Below are 19,730 nucleotides of genomic sequence, written 5' to 3'. Positions count from 1 at the left end.
TCCGCCTGTAGAAGTCGCCGCAATCACTATGCTGCAGTGTGCCCCAGTGCGGCTACACCCGCATCGGCATCAGCACGTAGAGCGCGGTCTCATCGGCCATGTCGTGGATCAGCGTCGGCGAGCCGGCATCGGCCAGCATGAACTTGGCTTCCGTGCCGGTGAGTTGAGCAGCGACGTCGAGCAGATATTTGGCGTTGAAGCCAATCTCGATCGGGTCGGACGAATAGTCGGCCGCCAGTTCCTCGGTGGCGCTGCCCGAATCCGGATTGTTGACGGCAAGCGTCACCTGGCCTTCGGTGATCGAAAGCTTCACCGCGCGGCCGCGCTCGGAGGAAATGGTCGAGACGCGATCGACGGCGGCGGCGAAGCTCTGGCGGTCGATGATCAGCTTCTTGTCGTTGCCGGTCGGAATGACGCGCTGGTAGTCCGGGAAAGTGCCGTCGATCAGCTTCGAGGTCAGAACCACGCTGCCGATGGTGAAGCGGATCTTGGTGTCGGACAATTCGGTGGTCACCGCGACATCGGGATCGTCGACCAGCTTCTGCAATTCGCTGACCGTCTTGCGCGGAATGATGATGCCCGGCATGCCTTCGGCCCCGGCCGGAGCGTCGATCTCGGCGCGCGCCAGGCGGTGACCGTCGGTCGCCACCGAACGCAGCTTCAGCTTGCCGCCAGTTTCATGCGTGTGCAGGTAGATGCCGTTGAGATAGTAGCGCGTCTCTTCGGTGGAGATGGCGAACTGGGTCTTTTCGATCAGGCCTCTCAGGGCGACGGAATCGAGCCGGAAGATGTGTGAGAAGGACCCCGCCGAAAGCTCCGGGAAATCGGACTGCGGCAGGCACTGCAGGCGAAAGCTCGAGCGGCCCGACGTTACCGTCATGGCGTTGCCGTCCTCGTCGGTCTTCAGCATCACTTCGGCGCCGTCGGCCAGCTTGCGCACGATGTCGTAGAGCAGGTGCGCCGGAACCGTCGTCGCCCCGCCGCGCTCGACCTTTGCCGGCGTCGCTTCGGTCACTTCGAGGTCGAGGTCGGTGGCTTTCATTTCAAGGCTGGCGCCCTCGGCGCTGAGCAGCACGTTCGACAGGATCGGTATGGTATTGCGCCGCTCGACCACGCGATGAACGTGGTTGAGCGACTTCAGGAGATTGGACCGTTCCAGGATAACACGCATGACGAAACAGGCTCGCTTGAATGAATGGACGGGTCACCAGTGGGCGGCGCCCCGCGAAAGGTCTGAACAGGCTCAGAATCTATGCAAACTGACAGGAAAAAGCCAGCAAACGCAAGTCCGGGCCACCGGTTCGCGCCGGTTAAGCGGGCTTTCTGGGGATAAAGCGGACGTTGGCCGGCAACCGATGCATGTCGCCGAAAACTGCGCAGCGGTTTTGGGACAACGACATGCATCAAAACAAGAAAATTTAAAGCGCGACGACCGAATACTCTAACCCGGCGCGCTCCGTTTGCCGCGCCGATCAGGCTTGGTCGTTGATCAGCCTGCGCAACAGTTCCAGTTCCTGCGCCAGCGTGTTGTCGACGCCGGAAAGGTCCTCGATCTTGCGCACCGCATGCAGCACCGTGGTGTGGTCGCGGCCGCCGAACCGCCGGCCGATCTCCGGCAGCGAGCGCGGCGTCAATACCTTCGACAGGTACATGGCGACCTGCCTGGGCTTCACGATGGTGCGCGTGCGCCGGTTGGACAGCAACTCGGTCTTCGACACATTGTAGTGGCGCGCCACGATGCGCTGGATGTCCTCGATGCGCACCCGCTTCGGCTCGCCAGAGCGATAGATGTGCCCCAGGATCTCGTCGATGCGGTCGATGGTGATCGCCGGCTCGAACGACTGACGAAACAGCAGTTGGTTGAACGCGCCCTCCAGCTCACGACCGCTGCCGGTCACCGTGCGGGCGACATGGTTGAGGATCTCCTCCGAAATATTGAGCGATGCATCGTCAACCTTGGCGGTGGCAAGCCGAAGTTTGAGCATGCCGATGCGCATGGCGAAGTCCGGCGCCGACATTTCCAGCGCGACGCCGCCATTGAGGCGCGAGCGCACCCGTGGTTCCAGCGATTCCAGTTCCGACGGCGGCCTGTCGGCGGCAACCACCACCTGCTTGGCGCTGTCGAGCAGCATGTTGATGAGATGGCAGAATTCGTGCTGGATCGACTTGCCCTGCAGGAACTGCATGTCGTCGATGATCAAGAGGTCGATGTCGCGCAGCTGTTCCTTCAGCGTCAGCGCATTGTTGTCGCGGATCGCGGTGGCGAAGCGCCACATGAAATATTCGGCTGTCAGGTAGACGACGCGCGATTTCGGGTTCTGTTTCAGGGATTCGGCCGCAATCGCCTGCAAAAGGTGCGTCTTGCCGAGCCCGACGGTCGCATGAAGGAACAGCGGGTTGAAGCGCACCGCGCTCGACTGCGATTCCGCCACGGCTTTGGCTGCGGCGAAAGCCACCCGATTCGACGGGCCTTCGATGAAGGAGCCGAACGTGTAGCGCGGGTCGAGCGGCGACCCCAGCACATTGTGCCGGAATTCGCTCTCGATCGGCGTGCCGGGACGAGGGGCGGGCGCCCGCTCCATCCTGCCGGGGCCGACCGTGCCGGCCGCCAATGCGGTCTGCGTATGCTTGGTCATCTTGCGCGCCGGCACGACCTCGGGTTCGACGCCATTGCGGGCCGGACGGGTCGCGGTGCGCACGACCATCTCAATCTTGAGGATTTCGGGATCCTCGTGCTTCCACAGATCGGCGATGAGATCGAGATAATGGCCATTGATCCACGAGCGCAGGAAGGCCGTGGGCACCGAGATGCGTACAATGCCCCGGGAAGCCTCAGCCACCTTCATACGGCCGAACCAGCTCGAATAGACCTCGGTTCCCAGGCGCGCCTTCAATTGGGCCTTGACCCGGTCGAACTTCTGTTCCGCGTCGTTGGAAGCCGCCATATCGTGCGCTCCGACCAATGTTCCGGGAAATGGCAGGTCGCCCGTAAGCTCCCGCTCGATGCCGCTCTGCATGATTGTGCGTCCCTTTTCCTTTGTACCTTTTTTCCGCCGGGAGTGCGCCTCCTGCACCCATGTTTCCGGCGACCGTATCTTCGCTACAACACCACCGCCGCCGCCGGCGGATGACGTTGCCTCGTCAAAAAGGGATGGGTCCCGGCTGCTTAAAGCCAGTCCGTCTGACATGTTCGGGCAAAGCGGTGCTACCCGGCGAAAACGCCGGTGCGCCATCAAGCTGCCATGTACAATTACGCCAGTCCCCTATCGTATCGAAAAGGCAAGCCATACCCGTTCGCGGAATTGATCCACGTCATGAATTCTGCCACTGTTAGCTGGCCGATTCAGGCTGGGTTAAGGGCTAATGGCCCGTCCCTTTCGATAGATCGACATTACCGAAATCGCTGTGGATAGGGCAAGGCCACCTCTAACGGATTTTTAAGGAATCTGGTTAGTGAACAACGGTTCGGGCTCCGTGCTGGAAGCGCATATTTTGACAAAGCCATTGGGATTCAAACCCTTTTGCCGCGAATATGAAAATGGCTGTGCGGTTTGAAATTTTCTGAAATAATTCGCTTGACACCAACTTGCTGCCTGTCGCCCACAGGCGATGTGAACAAGCTGTGGATCACTTCCAGCAAGCCACTGAAAAATATCAGCAATTTGTGACAGCCAAATTTATTGGCGTGGGCCGTTTCGGCGGATTGGAATATCAGTGGGAGTGTATGTGCCGGCAAAGCATTCCGGACTCTGGAATGCGGCTCGGGCATGCTTTGCGGCCGTTCTTTTTAAGTGCTTGCCGGCAAACCAAAAAACCCGGCGCGATTGGCCGGGTTTGAAAGAACGACAGTTCAGGAACGGTCGATCAGGCCGACAGCACCTTGAGGCGGTGAGCCAGACGCGACACCTTGCGCGACGCCGTATTCTTATGGATCACGCCCTTGGTCGCGGCGCGCATCAATTCCGGCTCTGCGGTCTTGAAGGCTTCCAGCGCGGCTGCCTTGTCGCCGGCAGCCAGTGCCTCTTCGACCTGGCGGACATATGTACGCACGCGCGAGCGGCGGTTCTTGTTGATCGCTGCGCGGCGGGCGATCTTGCGCGTTGCCTTTTTGGCCGAGGAGGTATTGGCCATGATGCCTCTCTTCTGATCTGGTGGGCGCATGCGGGATGCCGCAGGGCGCAAAAAACAAACGGGCAGCCAACGGCCGCCTCGGTTGGAGCGGCTTATAGTTCAGCTTTTCCGGCGCGTCAACGCCGCTTTGGCTTCTTTTTGGTCCTCGCCGCCGCCACTCTAGCGATTGGTGAAATTCGGCTTCCGCTTCTCGGCAAAGGCGGCCATCCCTTCCTTCTGGTCATCGAGCGCAAACAGCGAGTGGAACAGCCGGCGTTCGAAGCGCAGTCCCTCGGCCAGCGTCGTCTCGTAGGCGCGGTTGACTGCCTCCTTGGCCATCATCACCGATGGCAGCGAAAACTCTGATATCCTGGCCGCGGCCTTCATCGCCTCCTCGATCAACTCGCCGGCCGGTACGACGCGCGACGCCAGGCCGCTGCGCTCGGCTTCGGCGGCATCCATCATCCGTCCGGTCAGGCACATGTCCATGGCCTTCGATTTGCCGACAAAGCGGGTCAGCCGTTGCGACCCGCCCATGCCGGGAATGACGCCGAGCGTGATTTCGGGCTGGCCGAATTTCGCCGTGTCGGCGGCAATGATGAAATCGCACATCATCGCCAGTTCGCAGCCGCCGCCCAGGGCATAGCCGGCGACCGCCGCGATCATCGGCTTGCGCGCGCGGGTAAACTCTTCCCAGCCGACGAAGAAATCCTGCACATAGGCTTCGGCGTAGGTGACGGCCTGCATTTCCTTGATGTCGGCGCCCGCCGCAAAAGCCTTCTCGGAACCGGTGATGACCATGGCGCCGATGCCGGGATCGGCGTCGAACCCCTTTGCCGCCGTCAGCAAATCCGCCAGCACCTGCGCGTTCAGCGCGTTGAGCGCCTTGGGCCGGTTCAGCGTGATCAGGCCGACCTTGCCGCGCGTCTCGACGATGATGGTTTCATAGCTCATGGGCTGGCCTCCTGATTGCGGCACTGAAGGACCTGTCTAGCTTACCGCTGACAGGTCCGGCAATAAAAGGTCGAGCGGCCGCTTTGCACGATGCGCTCGATGTGGCCGCGACAGCCGGGCGTCGGACAGGGCCCACCTTCGCGATCGTAGACCGCGAAGGAATGCTGGAAATAGCCCAGCGACCCGTCTGTGTGCATATAGTCGCGCAGCGAAGACCCGCCGGCGGCGATCGCATCGGCGATCACCGAACGGATTGCCTCGGCCAGTCGTTCGCTCTGTTCCTTGGCCTTCTTGCTGGTCCCGGCGATGGTGCCTGCCTCGCGCAATGGCGAAAGGCCGGCGCGCCACAGCGCTTCCGATACATAGATATTGCCGAGCCCGGCAATCAGCTTCTGGTCGAGCAGCGCCGCCTTCAACGGCGATCTGCGGCCCTTCAGCAGCGAGGCGAGCAGGGCGCCTTCCAGCGCATTGCCGGTCGGCTCGACGCCCAGTCCCGCCAGCATCGGATGCGCCTCGGCCAGGCCTTCCGCAAACAGCATGAAGCCGAAGCGACGCGGGTCGTTGAAGACCACGCGAGACTGGACGCCGACAGGCGACACGACATGGAACACCACATGGTCGTGCTTGGCATCCTTCGAGCGCTCTTGACGGAACGTGCCGGGCGTCTCTTTGTCATCAGCGGTCTCAATGCGGAACGAGCCCGACATGCCGAGATGGCAGATCAGCACCGGGCCACCGTCCAGGTGTATGGTGAGATATTTGGCGCGGCGGCCAAGCGCGGTGACGGTCTTGCCGGTCAGCCGCTGCGCAAATTTCGCCGGAAACGGAAATCTGAGATCGGGCCGGCGCGCCTCGACGCGCACGATCCGCGCGCTTTCCAGAACCGGCTGCAGGCCGCGCCGGACGGTTTCGACCTCGGGCAGTTCAGGCATGGCCGCCTATCGCCGCATGGAAGGAAGCGCCGTGGCGGCCGCGCGCCAGCTTGAGGTGTTCGGCGACCGTCTCGCCGATATCGGCGAAGGTGGTCCTGAGCCCGATGTCGCCGCCCGTGAGACCCGGTGCGATGCCGATGACCGGGATGCGTTCGCGCGTGTGGTCGGTGCCACGCCATGTCGGATCGTTGCCATGGTCGGCGGTGAGGATGAGCAGATCGCCCGGCTTCAGCTTTGCCAGTGCCTCGGGCAGCCGGCGGTCGAAGGCTTCGAGCGCCGCAGCATAGCCGGCGACGTCGCGGCGATGGCCGAACTCGGTGTCGAAGTCGACGAAATTGGCGAACACCAGGTCGCCGTCGCCGGCATCGTCCATCGCGCCCAGCGCCTTGTCGAACATTGCCATGTTGCCGGGCGCCTTGCGTACTTCCGAGATACCGCGGTGGGCGAAGATGTCGCCGATCTTGCCGACCGCGATCACCCGGCTGCCGCGCCCGGTCAAGCGGTCGAGCAGCGTCGGCTCAGGCGGCGGCACGGCGTAGTCATGGCGGTTGTAGGTGCGCTCGAACGTGGCTGATGTTTCGCCCAGAAAAGGCCGTGCGATCACCCGTCCGATCTTCAGCGGGTCGACCAGCCGGCGTACCGTCTTGCAGAACTCGTAGAGCCGCTCCAGGCCGAAATGAACTTCGTGCGCTGCTATCTGCAGGACGGAATCGACCGAGGTGTAGCAGATCGGCTGGCCGGTGCGGATATGCTCCTCGCCAAAGCGCTCGATGATCTCGGTGCCGGGTGCATGGCAGTTGCCGAGAATGCCCGGCACCTTGCCCTCGCGGATCATCGCTTCGGTCAGTTCGGCAGGGAAGGCGGGCACCTTATCGGGGAAATAGCCCCAGTCGAACCGCACGGGCAGCCCGGCGATTTCCCAGTGACCCGACGGCGTATCCTTGCCGCTCGAAATCTCCTGCGCGGCGCCGTGGAAAGCGGAGGCTGAAACGGCGGCTTTGCTGTCGAATTGGAAGCCGGTTGCGGTTTCTGCTGCGCGGCCGAGACCGAGCGAAACCATGGTGGGCACCTTCAGCGGTCCCTCGCGCAGGCCCTCGCGATCGGCGCGGGCTTCCGCGCAGGCCAGCGCGATATGTCCCAATGTGTTCGAGCCGGCGTCGCCATAGCGTTCGGCATCGGCGGCGCCGCCAATGCCGAAAGAATCGAGAACGAAGAGGAAAGCGCGTGCCATCGATGCCGTCATTGCCAGTCTGGTTGACCAGACATAAGGTCCCGTCGCGGCATTGGCAAATCGCAAACCAGGCGGCAGAGCGGCCTGGCGCGATAGTCGCGAAGTCGGGCAGGCGTGGTGTACGCATCCTTGAGACATGCGATGCGCTTCAAGGAACGGCGTGCGGGGCATGGATCGATGAGACGGGCTGACCTCGGTTGGAGTGCACTGGCGACCACTGTAGCGCTGCTGGCCTCGCAGCTCGCGGCGCACGCCGACTGGCGCGACCAGATCGGCACGTTTCGGATCGGCATCGTTGCCGAGCCGGGCGCCGGCAACACGGTTCCGGGTCTGGCCTTGCTGACAGACGCCTACGGCAAGGCGCTCGGCATGAAGGTGGAATTCGTCGTCGCGCATGACTATGCGGCGCTGATCGAGGCACAGGCCAATGGCCGGATTCAGTACGCGGTCTATTCGGCGACCGCCTACGCCACCGCCTCGGAGCGCTGCGGCTGCGTCGAACCTCTTGTGGCGCCGGTCGATGCCGACGGTGCCACGGGGATCCGCTCCGTGCTTTGGACGCGCGACGGCAGGCTTTCCGGTCTCGCGGCCCTGGAAACGCACCGCATCGCCATGGCGCCTTCCGACAATGTCGGCGGTTCGCTTCTACCGCTCGCCGGGCTGGCGGCCGCCGGCATCAAGATCAACCAGGATGCGCCATTCCTCGCTCATGCCGGCTCGGCTGCCGCCGCAGAAGCGATGCTGGTCGATGGCCAGGCCGATGCCTTGTTCGGCTGGGAGCGGGCCAGGGCGGAAAACCGGACGGCGATTGCTGGCGATCAGCCGGCGGATCCGGACGGCACGGCGGCGCGGCTGGAGGCGGCGGGCATTCCAGAAGCCGCGCTCCAGATCATCTGGACCTCCGGCGTGCTCAGATACGGCCCTCACGCCGTCCGCAGCGATCTCGACCCCGAAGCCAAACGCCGACTGACCGTCTTCCTCACCAATCTCCGATCGCAGTCGCCGGAAGTCTACGATTTCGTGGAATCGAAACATGCGGGAGGGTTCACGCTCGCCGCTGCGAGTGACTATGCGATGGCCGCTTCCATCGTGCGCCTGGTGTCAGGCAGCACGGACAGCAGCGCGCAATGACCCGGGTTGAATGGGTAGAACTGCTTCAGCAATTGCTGCAGGGGATCGAGGTGGCCCGGCGCGGCCTGAGATAGTAGGTTTCGCTCATCGTTATTTTGCCTTCGTTGAAGGCCGAGATAAATCCGAGCGGCTTTTCGGCGCTTTCCGACCAGGAGATGATCGGTTCATATTTGAGAGTGGTTTTGACACGAATAAGGAAAGTCCCCGCAACGTTGAGCGTCGCCGGAACAGTTGTGGAGCTTGTCGGGTTGGAGTCGCGGCTCGTGACCCCATTCAGCACGCGCCAGGACCACGCCACCTTCGCCTTCGGTGTCGGGTTGCCCGGATCGGCTTCGATGTCGATTGCTGTGATGAAGATATCGGCGACTGAGCGGTTATAAGGCTGAAGGCTGGAGTTTCCGATCTTCATAATGTCGGTGAGATCTGCATTGACCACCGACGTTTGCTGCGTGACGAGGTCGGCAACCATGGAGCTGATGCGGCTGACCTTCTTGCTGGCCTCGATGGCTTGCGAGGCCTCCATGGTAACGAAATACATGATCAGCAGGACGGGCACGATGAGGGCAAACTCGACCGCCGCTATGCCCCGACGATCGGCACAAAACCGCGCCGCTCTCTTCCAGATAACCGATATCCCCGGATGTGCCCCCGCACGAAACATGCCCTTTTCCTTTGCTACACGTGCCTCAGTTGTCGAATGGCTCGTTTTGCCACGTTGCCGTTGCGTAATGCAGCGTCTTGCCGCCATCCATATTCGACATGTATTGAGCCATGAAATCGGTCATGACCGGCCAAGGGTAGAAAACCCGCAGCATGTTCTTTGATTCTGCCGGACCTATTGTGGGGGTCCCGAAAGCCGGGTCCTTGCCTGTATCCGGATCCTTGCCCGTCAGCGTGATGGTCGAGCCGGAAATCTTGAAACCCGCACTGGCTGCCCCGGCAAAGGTCTTGAACGGGCGCAGATCAACCAGCAAACCGGGGCAACCCTTGGCGACAATGATCTCGAGTCTGGCGCAGACCCTACCCTTTAGCTTCTCTTCCGTCACATCGGCTTGCCTCAACTGGCCAGTACGCAATTGACGGGCGATATCATCGGTGATGTTGGCCATCACCTCCTGTCCGGCAAATGAAATGCAGCTCTCGAGGATGGCGAAGACGAGAGCCGCAAACGGTAACGCAAGCATGGCGAATTCTGTCGCCGTGCCGCCGCGCCGATCGCCAAGGAAACGACGGGCAAACGTCACGCGCCCTGCCTTGGCCTTGCAGATCTTGCGTCTTGAATCCTCGTCCAAAACGTCGCCCATATCCCGTTCCTGCCGATCCTGATGCGGTACCGTCAGCACCACTATCAAGAACCCATTTAGCTCCGGTTTGAATGACCGTTAAATTCGACCAGGCGACATTAACCGGCCGCTAACCGACGCGGCTCTCCCCCAGACAATCAAGTCACCTGAGGCGCTTACTGCCCAGCGCTCATCTCGGCCTCGGACGACTTTTCCGAGTCGCTCTTGTACGAGCTTTCGCAATAGGGCGTGCAGGACATGGTCTGGACCGAGGCGCGCCTGTAGATACGCACCGACGACGCGTCCTGGCGCACTACGGTCACCTGCTCGTCGACGATCGGGCTGCCATCGTGGTCGAGGACAACCAAATTGGTCACGCCGAATCCCTTGCCCGTCAGCACGATCGTCGATGCATCCTGGACGGAGGCGTCGGCGATCGCCGGATTGCCGACGACGATGGTGTCGGCGGGGCGTGTCAGTTTGACGATCTTGGCCTGGTTCATCGTCACTTCAATGCCGGCTCCGGCCTTGGCCGGCAGCACGAAAGCCGGGACGGCGAGAAGCGCGACAAGCAGGAATGACGATTTCATGGCGGTCATCAAGGCGCTCCACAGCGGCAAAACTTGTTCACGGAACATGAAGGAGATTGGTGAACCAACGGTTAAACCCTTGACCGGCGCCGGGTATTCGCTCCAATCTTGCTGCCAGCTGATATAACATTGCGTCCTGCCGATAGCCGTGAAATTACAGCTTTTCACGGGCAGGCGAGCCACTGTCCAGCGTTTAGTTTACGGTTAACCACGCAAGCTGTTCGAAGCGGGAAAGGAATCGGTAAGGCTGTTTATTAAGCCGATTGAAAGAGCTTCTCCGTAGATTGGCAGCATCCGATCAACCACCACAGAAGTTGACGGAAGTGCTGTAACACGTGGAGTAGGAGCTCTCGAATGTCTAATCTCATCGCACGTTTCGCGAAGGACGAATCCGGCGCGACCGCTATCGAATACGGTCTGATCGCCGCTCTCATCGCGCTTGCCATCATTTTTGGCGCTGGTCAGCTCGGCAACGCCCTGAACAACAAGTTCATCGCCATCGCCGGTAAGGTGAGTGGTTCGTAATACCCTGGTTGCCTTAGAGATAGGGGCCGCCTGACTGGCGGCCCTTATTTCATCGCGTCGGGCGGTTTTGAGTAACCCAGTCTCATCGATCGTTAATCATATATGTCTAGGCTGAGGCTGGACACAGTTGGCAACAGGGTGTCGCGCCCATGCTCGAAGCGTTGATCTTCGTCATCTTTCCTTTTTGCATGCTCTTCGCCGCGATCTCCGACATGCTGTCGATGACGATCGCCAACCGCGTACCGGTGCTGCTGCTGGCGGTGTTTGCGCTGGTTGCGCCGCTGACGGCCATGGACTGGGCAACCTATGGCTGGCATTTCGCCGCCGGCGCCCTAGTGCTGGCCGTGACGTTCGGTCTGTTTGCACTCGGCGGCATGGGTGGCGGCGACGCCAAGCTGCTCGCCGGCACCGCCGTCTGGATGGGGTTCAACATTCACCTTGTCGAGTATCTCGTGATATCGACGTTCATCGGCGGACTGCTGACGCTCGCCATCCTTCTCTACCGGAAATCGCCGCTGGCGATTTACACCAGCCACAATCTATTCCTGCGCCATTTCGCCGACGACACGACTGGCGTTCCCTACGGCATTGCACTCGGCATTGGCGGGCTGCTGACCTATCCGGATTCACCCCTGATGGTTTGGGCACTGGCAAAGCTGGCGAACTGAAGCAGCAAGCAACCTTTGCCGCTCCGACATCGGTCTGAAAAGAGGCCGCTGGTCGCCCTTTCTGTCGTCGGAGCACGGGTCCGTCCAATTTATGTAAACCTTAAATTAATCACGATCGTAAGCATTGCATTAACCTTGTTTTGACGATTGCCGCTGCAAAGTCCGGCCTGGCTAGGTGGTTGCCTAAAGGCGAGGGTTCGGACAGATGCCAGCATCCCGACTGATTATTCTGGGCGTGGCGGTGGCTGCGGCGGGTGGTGCAGGTTATGTTGCCAAGAATATGGTGGCGGTCCCGCCCCAGCAGGTCGTCGCCGATGCCCCGCAGGCGCCGGCCATTGCCTTGCAGGATGTGCTCGTGCTTTCCGGCGACGTGCCGATGGGCAGCCCACTTGAGAACAATCTCAGCTGGGAGTCCTGGCCGTCCGATGGCATCAATGCGAATTTCATCACCCGTGCCGCCGAACCCGAAGCGCGGGAGAAACTGAAGGGCTCCGTCGCCCGCATGGCGATGTACACCGGTGAGCCGCTGCGGCGCTCCAAGCTGATCGGCGAGGGGCAAAGCTTCATGTCTTCGATCCTGCCCACCGGCATGCGTGCCGTCGCCACCGCGATCTCGGCTGACACGTCGGCAGGCGGGTTCATCCTGCCCAACGATTTTGTCGACGTCATCATGACCCGCAGATCCGACACCGGCAACGGCGGCAGCGGATTCACCACCGAGACCATCCTCAAGAACATCCGCGTCCTGGCGATCGATCAGACCATCCAGGAGGACGAGGAAGGCAAGAAGACCAGGGTCGGACAGACGGCGACGCTGGAGCTGACGCCGCAGCAGGCCGAGATCATAACCGTCGCCCAGCAGATGGCCGATCGCCTGACGCTGGCGCTGCGCTCGATCACCGACAACAAGGAAAAGGGTACCGATGAAGCCGACTACCTCGTTTCCGGCAGTGGGCGGCGCGGAACGGTGCGGTTGATCAAATCGGGCGAAGTTTCCGAAGTAGGGGCAAGGAAATGAGGTTAGTCGCTAAACTGCCGGTCACCATGGCTGCAGCCGTCGGCCTGCTTTTCCTCGGAGCCCATGCAAGTGGCCTCGGCGACGCCAAGGCCGCCGGAAAGAGCGTCGGGGTCACGGCCTCGACCGCCACGCAACGTGTCAAGCTCGGCCTCAACAAATCGGTCGTCATCGATCTGCCGAGCGACGCCTACGACATCCTTGTCGCCAATCCCGCGGTCGCCGATGCGGTGACCCGCACCGCAAGGCGCATCTATCTGTTCGGCAAGTCGGTGGGCGAAACCAACATCTTCGTCTTCGGTCCCAATGGCGAGCAGATTGCCAGCCTGGATCTGGCCGTCGAACGCGACGTCGCCGGATTGGAAGACTACCTCAAGCGCTTCCTTCCGAATGCCGAGATCAAGGTCGAATTGCTGAACGACAACGTCGTCCTGACCGGGACGGTGGATACGCCGCTCGATGCCAAGCGCGCCGTCGATCTGGCAACCATCTTCGTGTCCGGCGGTGAAGCGACGACGGGCCAGTATTCGCAGACCGCGGCCGGCGGTAATGCCAATGGCGGCGTCGACATCAACAACCCGGATGCCGAACGCCGGGTCTCGAAGATCGTCAACCTGCTACAGATCATCGGCGACGACCAGGTGACGCTGAAGGTGACCGTGGCCGAAGTCAGCCGCTCGGTGATGAAGCAGCTCGGCGTCAACATGGTTGGCAGCGGCAGCATGGACGGCATCGCCTACGGTGCGCTGAGTTCGCCCAACTACGGTTTGGGAAAGCCGCTTTCGCAGAATTCAGGCTTTAACTTGGGCGGCAGTGGCCTCAAAGCCTACATCAATGCCATGGAGCAAAGCGGCGTCATGAAGACGCTTGCAGAACCGACCCTCACCGCGGTTTCGGGCGAGAAGGCAACGTTCAGGGTCGGCGGCGAATTCAATCTCATCACGGCACGTACGAACAACGTTTCGACCGACAACCAGACCGGCCAGGTCACCTACACCAACGAAAAGCTGGAATACGGCATAGGCCTCGAGTTCCAGCCCGTTGTGCTGTCGGCGGGTCGGATCAGCCTCAAGGTCAGAACATCGGTTTCGGAGCCGACCTCGGAAGGTGCTACCACCCTGGAAGGCGGCGGCAGCTTGCCCGGCCTGACGCTTCTGTCGATCCGCAAGAGACTTGCCGACACCACCGTCGAATTGCCGTCGGGCGGTTCGATGATGATTGCCGGCCTCGTTCGCGACGACGTCCGCCAGGCTGTATCGGGCTTGCCCGGCCTGACCAAGATCCCGGTGCTCGGCACGCTATTCCGCAGCCGCGATTTCGTCCGCAATGAAACTGAACTGGTCATCATCATCACGCCTTATCTGGCTCGGCCGGTGGCGCGCAACGACCTGGCTAAGCCGGACGACAATTTCAATGCCGCCGGCGATGGTCCGGCCATGTTCCTTGGCCGCGTCAACCGCGTCTACGGCACCATGCAGACCGACAAGCCCAACGGCCGCTACCACGGCGTTGTCGGCTTCATCTACAAATAAGCGGGGAAGCGGACATGTCTCAGTCAGCATCAAAGGTACTGGCGATTGCCGCAACGGCATGGTCTGGCCGTGGCCGGATCCGCCGATCGGCAATGCCGATCCTGGCGATCGCGATCGCCGCCTCGCTTGCCGGTTGCGCTAAGCGCGACAGCATCACGGTTGGGGCGATTCCCGATGATTATCGCACCACGCATCCGATCGTAATTGCTGAGAAGAACCAGAAGCTCGACCTCCCGGTCGGCGCCGGCGATCGCGGCATGACCGGCTCGCAGCGCGACACGCTTCTGGGCTTCCTCGACGGTTACGACAAGAGCGCTGCCCCGGCGCTGACGATCGCAACCCCGATCGGCTCGGCTAATGAGGTCGCGGCGACTGCCGCGGCGCGCGATTTCGCAAGGCTGGCGGTTGCCAGCGGCATCAAGCTAAACCGGATCGTGGTGACCTCCTACCAGTCGGTTTCCCCGGAAGCGTCGGCGCCTATCCGCGTTTCCTATATTTCGGTGAGAGCCCAGACCGACAAATGCGGGCGCTGGCCCGAAGACATCCTCGAAACCTCCGAAAACAAGCACTACGCCGATTACGGCTGCTCGTCTCAAAACAACCTCGCCGCGCAACTCGCCAATCCGACCGATCTGCTCGGGCCAAGAAAGTCGTCCGACATCGACGCCGAGAACCGCGGCGCGGTGATCGACGTCTACCGCGGCAGAGGTATTTCGGACGAGTTCCTCGGCAATTCGGAAGTGACGTACTAGGAGCGCCGGTCCCGCGTAGAGACCGGAAGAGAAGTCACGGAAAAGAGCATGACAATGAGCAATCTTGCCTACGATACGCCCGTAGACGGCGGCGACAGCTCGCAATTGGATATTGCCGCGATGCAGGCGCTGCGGCCGGTTCCGCGTATTTCCATCCAGGCATTTTGCGAGACGGAAGGTGTCGCGCATCCGGTGGAGCGGGCCGGCGAGGATCGCCGCATGGCCAAGGCGCATCTGAAAGTGCATATGGGCGGCATCGCCACGGCGATCGAATTCTACCAATCCGCGCCGACGCCGAACCTCATCCTTCTGGAGTCGCGCAGCGAACCGAAGCAGTTGCTGGAGCAGCTTGCCCAGCTTTCAGAATATTGCGATCCCTCCTCTAAAGTCGTGGTGATCGGCCACTACAACGATGTCGGTCTTTACCGCGAACTCATCCGCTTCGGTATTTCCGAATACGTCATCGCGCCCGTGTCGATGGCCGATATTGTCTCGGTGGTTTCGTCGATCTTCGTCGATCCGGAAGCCGAGCCGATCGGCCGCTCGATCGCCTTCGTCGGCGCCAAGGGTGGCGTCGGCTCCTCGACCATCGCCCACAATGTGGCGTGGGCGATGTCATCGCTGTTCAAGTCGGAAGTGGTCGTAGCCGATCTCGACCTGGCTTTCGGGACGGCCAACATAAACTTCGACCAGGACCCTGCGCAAGGCATCGCCGAGGCCGTGTTTTCGCCCGAACGCGTCGACGAGGTTTATCTCGACCGTCTGCTTGCCCAGTGCGCCGAACATCTGTCGCTGCTCGCCGCGCCCTCCACCCTCGAACGTGTCTATGATTTCGATCCCGATGCCTTCACGCAACTCATCGATACCGCCCAGCGCAGCGTGCCGCTGCTGGTGCTCGACGTCCCCCATATCTGGACGGGCTGGACCAAGAACACACTGATCAAGGCCGACGAGATCGTCATCACTGCGACGCCGGAATTGGCCAATCTGCGCAACACCAAGAATCTGGTCGATATGCTGACGCGGCTTCGCCCGAACGATCCGCCGCCGAAACTGATCATCAATCAGGCCGGCGTGCCGAAACGGCCCGAGATTTCCGCTTCCGACTTCGCCGAGCCGCTCAGCCTCACGCCGATGTCGGTCATCGCCTTCGACCCGTTGTTGTTTGGAAATGCCGCGAACAACGGCCGCATGCTGGGCGAGATGGATCCCAAGAGCCCGGTCGTCGGCATGATCAACGAAATCGCGCACGTGCTGACCGGTCGCAGCGAAATCAAGGCCAGGAAGAAGGCAGGCCTTGGCGGCCTCCTCGGCAAGCTCTCGCGTAACAAGAAATGACGCTTCTCAAGCGAAATTGGTAGTCGATCATGTTTGGAAAAAGAGGCTCCGACGACGGCGGCCGGTTCACCCCGGAGTTCCGTCAGCCAGCGTCAGCGGCGCCGGCTGCTGCAACGCCTGCGGACATGGCAGTACTTGCCCGACCCCCGGCAGCGCCGCCGCCGGGAGCGCTGGCAACGCCGCCAACTCGCCGTGCCGTTGAGGCGCCGTCGATGGCGCCGGAGCCGCCAAAAAAGATCCAGCGCGAAAAAAGCGAAACCTACTACGACACCAAGAGCCAGGTCTTCTCCGCGCTCATCGACACCATTGACCTGTCGCAACTTGCGAAACTCGATCCCGAGAGCGCGCGCGAGGAAATCCGCGATATCGTCAACGACATCATCGCCATCAAAAATTTCGCAATGTCGATCGCCGAGCAGGAAGAGTTGCTCGACGACATCTGCAACGATGTGCTAGGCTACGGGCCGCTGGAGCCGCTGCTCGCCCGCGACGATATCGCCGACATCATGGTCAACGGCTCCAAGAACGTCTACATCGAAGTCAACGGCAAGGTCGAACAGACCGGCATCCGCTTCCGCGACAATCAGCAGCTGCTCAACATCTGCCAGCGCATCGTCAGCCAGGTTGGCCGCCGCGTCGACGAATCGAGCCCGATCTGTGACGCCCGTCTTCCTGACGGGTCTCGCGTCAACGTGATCGCGCCGCCGCTCTCCATCGACGGCACCGCGCTCACCATCCGCAAGTTCAAGAAGGACAAGCTGACGCTCGATCAGCTGGTCAAGTTCGGCGCCATCTCGCCGCAGGGCGCCGAGATACTCAAGATTATCGGCCGCGTCCGCTGCAACATCGTCATCTCCGGCGGTACCGGCTCCGGCAAGACGACGCTGCTCAACTGCTTGACCAACTATATCGACCGCGAGGAACGCGTCATCACCTGCGAGGACTCGGCCGAACTGCAACTGCAGCAGCCGCACGTGGTACGTCTCGAAACCCGCCCGCCCAATCTCGAGGGCGAAGGCGAGGTGACCATGCGCGACCTGGTCAAGAACTGCTTGCGCATGCGGCCCGAACGCATCATCGTCGGCGAAGTGCGCGGACCGGAGGTTTTCGACCTGCTGCAGGCGATGAACACCGGCCATGACGGGTCGATGGGAACGATCCACTCCAACAGCCCGCGCGAATGCCTGAACCGTATCGAATCGATGATCGCCATGGGCGGCTATTCGCTGCCGCAGAAGACCGTGCGTGAAATCGTCGTCGGCTCCGTCGATGTCATCATCCAGGCAGCACGCCTTCGCGACGGCTCGCGCCGCATTACCCACATCACCGAGGTGATCGGCATGGAAGGTGACGTCATCATCACGCAGGACATCGTGCTCTACAACATCAAGGGCGAGGACTCGAACGGAAGGCTGCTTGGCGAGCATGTGTCGACCGGCATCGGCCGTCCGCATTTCTGGGATCGCGCCCGCTACTATGGCGAGGAACAGCGCCTCGCCAATGCTCTGGAATCGATGGAGAAACGCGCTGACTAACGCATATCCAGGCTTGGGGACTGAGGTCGATGTTCGGAATTGATACCACCGTACTGGCCTTCATCGTGCTCGCCGGCTTCAGCGCCGGTGCGGTCGCCTATGCCTTCCTGTTCACCAAGATGAGCAACGAGAAGCAGGCCGGCAAGCGGCTCGAGACGATCAAGGCCGCCGAGACCGATCGTTCGGTCGTCAAGGCTTCGCGCGACCGTGTCGCGGAGGCGGTCAAGCGGCGTAAATCTGTCCAGGACACGCTGAAACAGCTCGACGAAAAGCAGAAAACCAACGAACTCGCCGTCAAGAAGCCGCCGTTGAAGGCCCAGATTCGTCAGGCCGGCATGCAGGTCTCGATCGAGCGTTTCTATATCTACTCCGTCATTTGCGGCATCGCGCTGACGGTGCTCGCCTATCTCGCCGGCGCGCCGCTACTTGTCCTGCCGGGTACGCTTCTGGCCGGCGCGCTCGGCCTGCCGCGCTGGTTCGTCTCGTTTCGCCGCGCGCGCCGGGTCAAGGCGTTCCTCAACGAATTTCCCAACTCCCTCGACATCATCGTGCGCGCCGTCAAATCCGGCCTGCCGCTCAACGACGCCATTCGCCTGATCGCCAATGAATCGCCGGAGCCGGTCAAGACCGAGTTCCGCCGGATCGTCGATTCGCAGCAGGTTGGCATGTCCATCCCCGACGCCACCTTGCGCATGGCTGAGACCATGCCGTGCAGCGAGGCAAGTTTCTTCGGAATCGTTATCCAGATCCAGTCACAGGCCGGCGGTAATCTCTCCGAGGCGCTAGGCAACCTTTCGCGCGTGCTTCGCGATCGCAAGAAAATGAAGGCCAAGGTCCAGGCGCTGTCCATGGAAGCGAAGGCGTCGGCCGTCATCATCGGCGCGCTGCCTATTGTCGTCGCCCTTCTCGTCTATCTGTCGAGCCCGAACTACATCATGCCGCTGTTCACCACCAGCACCGGCAATCTGATCCTTGGCTGTTCCGGCGTGTGGATGTCGATCGGCATTCTGGTGATGCGCAAGATGATGAACTTTGAAGTTTAGGCCCACCTTGGAAAGCTCGAACGAAAAGACTGAAAACGGATGACCGACCAAGTCGTAAAATCGCTGACCGATCCTGCCTTCCTGATCGCATTGCTGGTCGGCGTTGCGGTGTTCGCGACCGTCTTCACGTTGCTGCCGGCGCTTGGCGGCAATCAGCTCAAGGCGCGCATGAAATCGGTGGCGCTGGAGCGTGACGAATTGCGCGCCAAGCAGCGCTCGCGGCTTGCCAACGAAGCCGATCGCCGCCGCAAGGGGCTGCGCGAAGAGCAGTCGATCGGCATGCGCAACATCGTCGACAGGCTCGACCTGCGGCGTGCGTTGGCCGATGAAGGCACGTTGCAGAAGCTCAAGGTGGCGGGCTTTCGTGGCCAAAACCCGCTGACGCGCTTCCTGTTTTTCCGCCTGATCCTGCCGTTTGTGGGTTTCGCGCTGGCAGCGATCTATCTGTTCGTGCTCGGCGGACTGCCTGACCGGCCGGCCTTCGCGAAACTGTTCGTCTGCATTCTCGTCGCCTACGCCGGCTTCTACGCGCCGATCCTTTACGTCAACAATCGTGCCGCCAAGCGCAAGCAGTCGATCCAGGCGGCGTGGCCGGATGCGCTCGACCTGATGCTGATCTGCGTAGAGTCGGGCATGTCGGTCGAGGCTGCCTTGCGCAAGGTCTCCGAGGAGATCGGTTCGCAATCGGTGGCGCTGGCGGAGGAATTCGTGCTGACCAATGCCGAACTCTCTTACCTGCAGGAACGCAAGCAGGCTTATGAAAACCTGTCGGCTCGTACCGGCCTGGAATCGGTGAAGTCAGTGTCCCAGGCACTGGTCCAGGCGGAACGCTACGGCACACCCGTGGCGCACGCATTGCGCGTGCTGGCCGCGGAAAGCCGCGACATGCGCATGAATGCAGCCGAGAAGAAGGCCGCCGCCCTGCCGCCGAAGCTTACCGTGCCGATGATCCTGTTCTTCCTGCCGGTTTTGTTCGCCATCATTCTGGGCCCAGCCGGCATTCAGGTCAGCCAGCGCGGCATCTTCGGCGACCAGCACAATTCCTCAAGCCAGTAGGCCTCGTTGCAGCCATACAAAGAGCCGCACTGCCA

At 61.5% G+C, this 19,730-nt stretch carries 21 protein-coding genes; 12 read left to right on the top strand and 9 right to left on the bottom strand.

The genetic code is table 11. The features are described from left to right. Positions 1-52 precede the first annotated feature (52 nt). A complete protein-coding gene (gene dnaN, locus NKJ57_RS12485) occupies positions 53-1,171 on the bottom strand; it encodes a DNA polymerase III subunit beta (protein ID WP_352510966.1) in 1,119 nt (372 codons plus the stop codon). Here dnaN and NKJ57_RS12480 point away from each other — a divergent pair. Then, positions 1,170-1,445 (top strand): hypothetical protein, encoded by a 276-nt coding sequence (locus tag NKJ57_RS12480; RefSeq protein WP_155922476.1) that lies wholly within the window; start codon positions 1,170-1,172, stop codon positions 1,443-1,445. The genes dnaN and NKJ57_RS12480 overlap by 2 nt on opposite strands. Positions 1,446-1,472: 27 nt before the next feature. On the opposite strand, the gene dnaA is transcribed toward NKJ57_RS12480, so the two are convergent. Then, positions 1,473-3,017 carry a chromosomal replication initiator protein DnaA gene (dnaA, locus tag NKJ57_RS12475; protein WP_031204276.1) on the bottom strand — a complete coding sequence of 515 codons (1,545 nt, stop codon included), beginning with the start codon at positions 3,015-3,017 and terminating at the stop codon, positions 1,473-1,475. A 569-nt stretch (positions 3,018-3,586) separates the two neighbouring features. Between dnaA and NKJ57_RS12470 the strand changes: the two genes are divergently transcribed. Next, on the top strand, positions 3,587-3,838 hold the full coding sequence (locus NKJ57_RS12470; protein WP_156931527.1) for a hypothetical protein: 252 nt from the start codon (positions 3,587-3,589) through the stop codon (positions 3,836-3,838). Between the two features lie 26 nt (positions 3,839-3,864). Here NKJ57_RS12470 and rpsT read toward each other — a convergent pair whose 3' ends face one another. The 4 genes from rpsT to NKJ57_RS12450 form a co-directional block, all read right to left on the bottom strand. Then, complete coding sequence (gene rpsT, locus NKJ57_RS12465) at positions 3,865-4,131, bottom strand: 30S ribosomal protein S20 (protein ID WP_023681995.1); 267 nt, start codon at positions 4,129-4,131, stop codon at positions 3,865-3,867. 159 nt (positions 4,132-4,290) lie between these two features. Next, complete coding sequence (locus tag NKJ57_RS12460) at positions 4,291-5,064, bottom strand: enoyl-CoA hydratase (protein ID WP_023681994.1); 774 nt, start codon at positions 5,062-5,064, stop codon at positions 4,291-4,293. 41 nt (positions 5,065-5,105) lie between these two features. After that, positions 5,106-5,996, bottom strand: coding sequence for a bifunctional DNA-formamidopyrimidine glycosylase/DNA-(apurinic or apyrimidinic site) lyase (gene mutM / locus NKJ57_RS12455; RefSeq protein WP_352510965.1), 891 nt, complete (start codon positions 5,994-5,996; stop codon positions 5,106-5,108). Beyond that, positions 5,989-7,227 (bottom strand): phosphopentomutase, encoded by a 1,239-nt coding sequence (locus NKJ57_RS12450; RefSeq protein ID WP_352510964.1) that lies wholly within the window; start codon positions 7,225-7,227, stop codon positions 5,989-5,991. The genes mutM and NKJ57_RS12450 overlap by 8 nt, the downstream gene beginning before the upstream one ends. A gap of 177 nt (positions 7,228-7,404) precedes the next feature. Here NKJ57_RS12450 and NKJ57_RS12445 point away from each other — a divergent pair, with 177 nt between their 5' ends. Next, entirely contained in the window at positions 7,405-8,358 is a 954-nt protein-coding gene (locus NKJ57_RS12445; RefSeq protein ID WP_352510963.1) for a phosphate/phosphite/phosphonate ABC transporter substrate-binding protein, read from the top strand. A 25-nt stretch (positions 8,359-8,383) separates the two neighbouring features. Here NKJ57_RS12445 and NKJ57_RS12440 read toward each other — a convergent pair whose 3' ends face one another. The 3 genes from NKJ57_RS12440 to NKJ57_RS12430 form a co-directional block, all read right to left on the bottom strand. Beyond that, a complete protein-coding gene (locus tag NKJ57_RS12440; protein WP_352510962.1) occupies positions 8,384-9,019 on the bottom strand; it encodes a TadE/TadG family type IV pilus assembly protein in 636 nt (211 codons plus the stop codon). 25 nt (positions 9,020-9,044) lie between these two features. Further along, positions 9,045-9,662, bottom strand: a complete 618-nt coding sequence (locus NKJ57_RS12435; protein WP_352510961.1) for a TadE/TadG family type IV pilus assembly protein — start codon at positions 9,660-9,662, stop codon at positions 9,045-9,047. A 155-nt stretch (positions 9,663-9,817) separates the two neighbouring features. Continuing rightward, entirely contained in the window at positions 9,818-10,240 is a 423-nt protein-coding gene (locus tag NKJ57_RS12430; RefSeq protein WP_023681988.1) for a pilus assembly protein N-terminal domain-containing protein, read from the bottom strand. A gap of 345 nt (positions 10,241-10,585) precedes the next feature. On the opposite strand from NKJ57_RS12430, the gene NKJ57_RS12425 reads away from it, so the two are divergent. The 9 genes from NKJ57_RS12425 (at position 10,586) to NKJ57_RS12385 (ending at position 19,695) form a co-directional block, all read left to right on the top strand. After that, positions 10,586-10,756 carry a Flp family type IVb pilin gene (locus NKJ57_RS12425; protein WP_023681987.1) on the top strand — a complete coding sequence of 57 codons (171 nt, stop codon included), beginning with the start codon at positions 10,586-10,588 and terminating at the stop codon, positions 10,754-10,756. Between the two features lie 149 nt (positions 10,757-10,905). Further along, positions 10,906-11,424: an A24 family peptidase gene (locus tag NKJ57_RS12420; RefSeq protein WP_352510960.1), complete on the top strand. Its 519-nt coding sequence runs from the start codon at positions 10,906-10,908 to the stop codon at positions 11,422-11,424. Positions 11,425-11,629: 205 nt separating this feature from the next. Continuing rightward, entirely contained in the window at positions 11,630-12,442 is an 813-nt protein-coding gene (gene cpaB / locus NKJ57_RS12415) for a Flp pilus assembly protein CpaB (protein ID WP_023681985.1), read from the top strand. Then, positions 12,439-13,971 carry a type II and III secretion system protein family protein gene (locus NKJ57_RS12410; protein WP_023681984.1) on the top strand — a complete coding sequence of 511 codons (1,533 nt, stop codon included), beginning with the start codon at positions 12,439-12,441 and terminating at the stop codon, positions 13,969-13,971. Before cpaB ends, NKJ57_RS12410 begins: the two co-directional genes overlap by 4 nt. Positions 13,972-13,985: 14 nt before the next feature. After that, positions 13,986-14,723: a CpaD family pilus assembly protein gene (locus tag NKJ57_RS12405; protein WP_352510959.1), complete on the top strand. Its 738-nt coding sequence runs from the start codon at positions 13,986-13,988 to the stop codon at positions 14,721-14,723. A gap of 54 nt (positions 14,724-14,777) precedes the next feature. Next, positions 14,778-16,061 (top strand): CpaE/TadZ family protein, encoded by a 1,284-nt coding sequence (locus NKJ57_RS12400; RefSeq protein ID WP_023681982.1) that lies wholly within the window; start codon positions 14,778-14,780, stop codon positions 16,059-16,061. 29 nt (positions 16,062-16,090) lie between these two features. After that, positions 16,091-17,596, top strand: a complete 1,506-nt coding sequence (locus NKJ57_RS12395) for a TadA family conjugal transfer-associated ATPase (RefSeq protein ID WP_023738191.1) — start codon at positions 16,091-16,093, stop codon at positions 17,594-17,596. 29 nt (positions 17,597-17,625) lie between these two features. Further along, entirely contained in the window at positions 17,626-18,639 is a 1,014-nt protein-coding gene (locus tag NKJ57_RS12390; protein ID WP_023703461.1) for a type II secretion system F family protein, read from the top strand. A gap of 39 nt (positions 18,640-18,678) precedes the next feature. Then, positions 18,679-19,695, top strand: a complete 1,017-nt coding sequence (locus NKJ57_RS12385) for a type II secretion system F family protein (RefSeq protein WP_023703460.1) — start codon at positions 18,679-18,681, stop codon at positions 19,693-19,695. The last annotated feature ends 35 nt before the right edge of the window (positions 19,696-19,730 follow it).

The organism is Mesorhizobium sp. M0077 (assembly GCF_040322955.1).
In the GTDB taxonomy this organism is placed as follows: Bacteria; Pseudomonadota; Alphaproteobacteria; order Rhizobiales; family Rhizobiaceae; genus Mesorhizobium.
The sequence above is the reverse complement of the archived record's forward strand: the minus strand, read 5'-3'. Positions and strand labels throughout refer to the sequence as shown.

Coding starts and splice junctions, on each gene's coding strand:
- dnaN (WP_352510966.1), bottom strand. CDS start 1,171: ATGCGTGTTATCCTGGAACGGTCCAATCTCCTGAAGTCGCTCAACCAC.
- NKJ57_RS12395 (WP_023738191.1), top strand. CDS start 16,091: ATGTTTGGAAAAAGAGGCTCCGACGACGGCGGCCGGTTCACCCCGGAG.
- NKJ57_RS12445 (WP_352510963.1), top strand. CDS start 7,405: ATGAGACGGGCTGACCTCGGTTGGAGTGCACTGGCGACCACTGTAGCG.
- NKJ57_RS12420 (WP_352510960.1), top strand. CDS start 10,906: ATGCTCGAAGCGTTGATCTTCGTCATCTTTCCTTTTTGCATGCTCTTC.
- NKJ57_RS12425 (WP_023681987.1), top strand. CDS start 10,586: ATGTCTAATCTCATCGCACGTTTCGCGAAGGACGAATCCGGCGCGACC.
- NKJ57_RS12385 (WP_023703460.1), top strand. CDS start 18,679: ATGACCGACCAAGTCGTAAAATCGCTGACCGATCCTGCCTTCCTGATC.
- NKJ57_RS12405 (WP_352510959.1), top strand. CDS start 13,986: ATGTCTCAGTCAGCATCAAAGGTACTGGCGATTGCCGCAACGGCATGG.
- NKJ57_RS12450 (WP_352510964.1), bottom strand. CDS start 7,227: ATGGCACGCGCTTTCCTCTTCGTTCTCGATTCTTTCGGCATTGGCGGC.
- NKJ57_RS12460 (WP_023681994.1), bottom strand. CDS start 5,064: ATGAGCTATGAAACCATCATCGTCGAGACGCGCGGCAAGGTCGGCCTG.
- cpaB (WP_023681985.1), top strand. CDS start 11,630: ATGCCAGCATCCCGACTGATTATTCTGGGCGTGGCGGTGGCTGCGGCG.
- NKJ57_RS12390 (WP_023703461.1), top strand. CDS start 17,626: ATGTTCGGAATTGATACCACCGTACTGGCCTTCATCGTGCTCGCCGGC.
- dnaA (WP_031204276.1), bottom strand. CDS start 3,017: ATGCAGAGCGGCATCGAGCGGGAGCTTACGGGCGACCTGCCATTTCCC.
- NKJ57_RS12440 (WP_352510962.1), bottom strand. CDS start 9,019: ATGTTTCGTGCGGGGGCACATCCGGGGATATCGGTTATCTGGAAGAGA.
- NKJ57_RS12410 (WP_023681984.1), top strand. CDS start 12,439: ATGAGGTTAGTCGCTAAACTGCCGGTCACCATGGCTGCAGCCGTCGGC.
- NKJ57_RS12480 (WP_155922476.1), top strand. CDS start 1,170: ATGACGAAACAGGCTCGCTTGAATGAATGGACGGGTCACCAGTGGGCG.
- mutM (WP_352510965.1), bottom strand. CDS start 5,996: ATGCCTGAACTGCCCGAGGTCGAAACCGTCCGGCGCGGCCTGCAGCCG.
- NKJ57_RS12435 (WP_352510961.1), bottom strand. CDS start 9,662: ATGGGCGACGTTTTGGACGAGGATTCAAGACGCAAGATCTGCAAGGCC.
- rpsT (WP_023681995.1), bottom strand. CDS start 4,131: ATGGCCAATACCTCCTCGGCCAAAAAGGCAACGCGCAAGATCGCCCGC.
- NKJ57_RS12430 (WP_023681988.1), bottom strand. CDS start 10,240: ATGACCGCCATGAAATCGTCATTCCTGCTTGTCGCGCTTCTCGCCGTC.
- NKJ57_RS12400 (WP_023681982.1), top strand. CDS start 14,778: ATGAGCAATCTTGCCTACGATACGCCCGTAGACGGCGGCGACAGCTCG.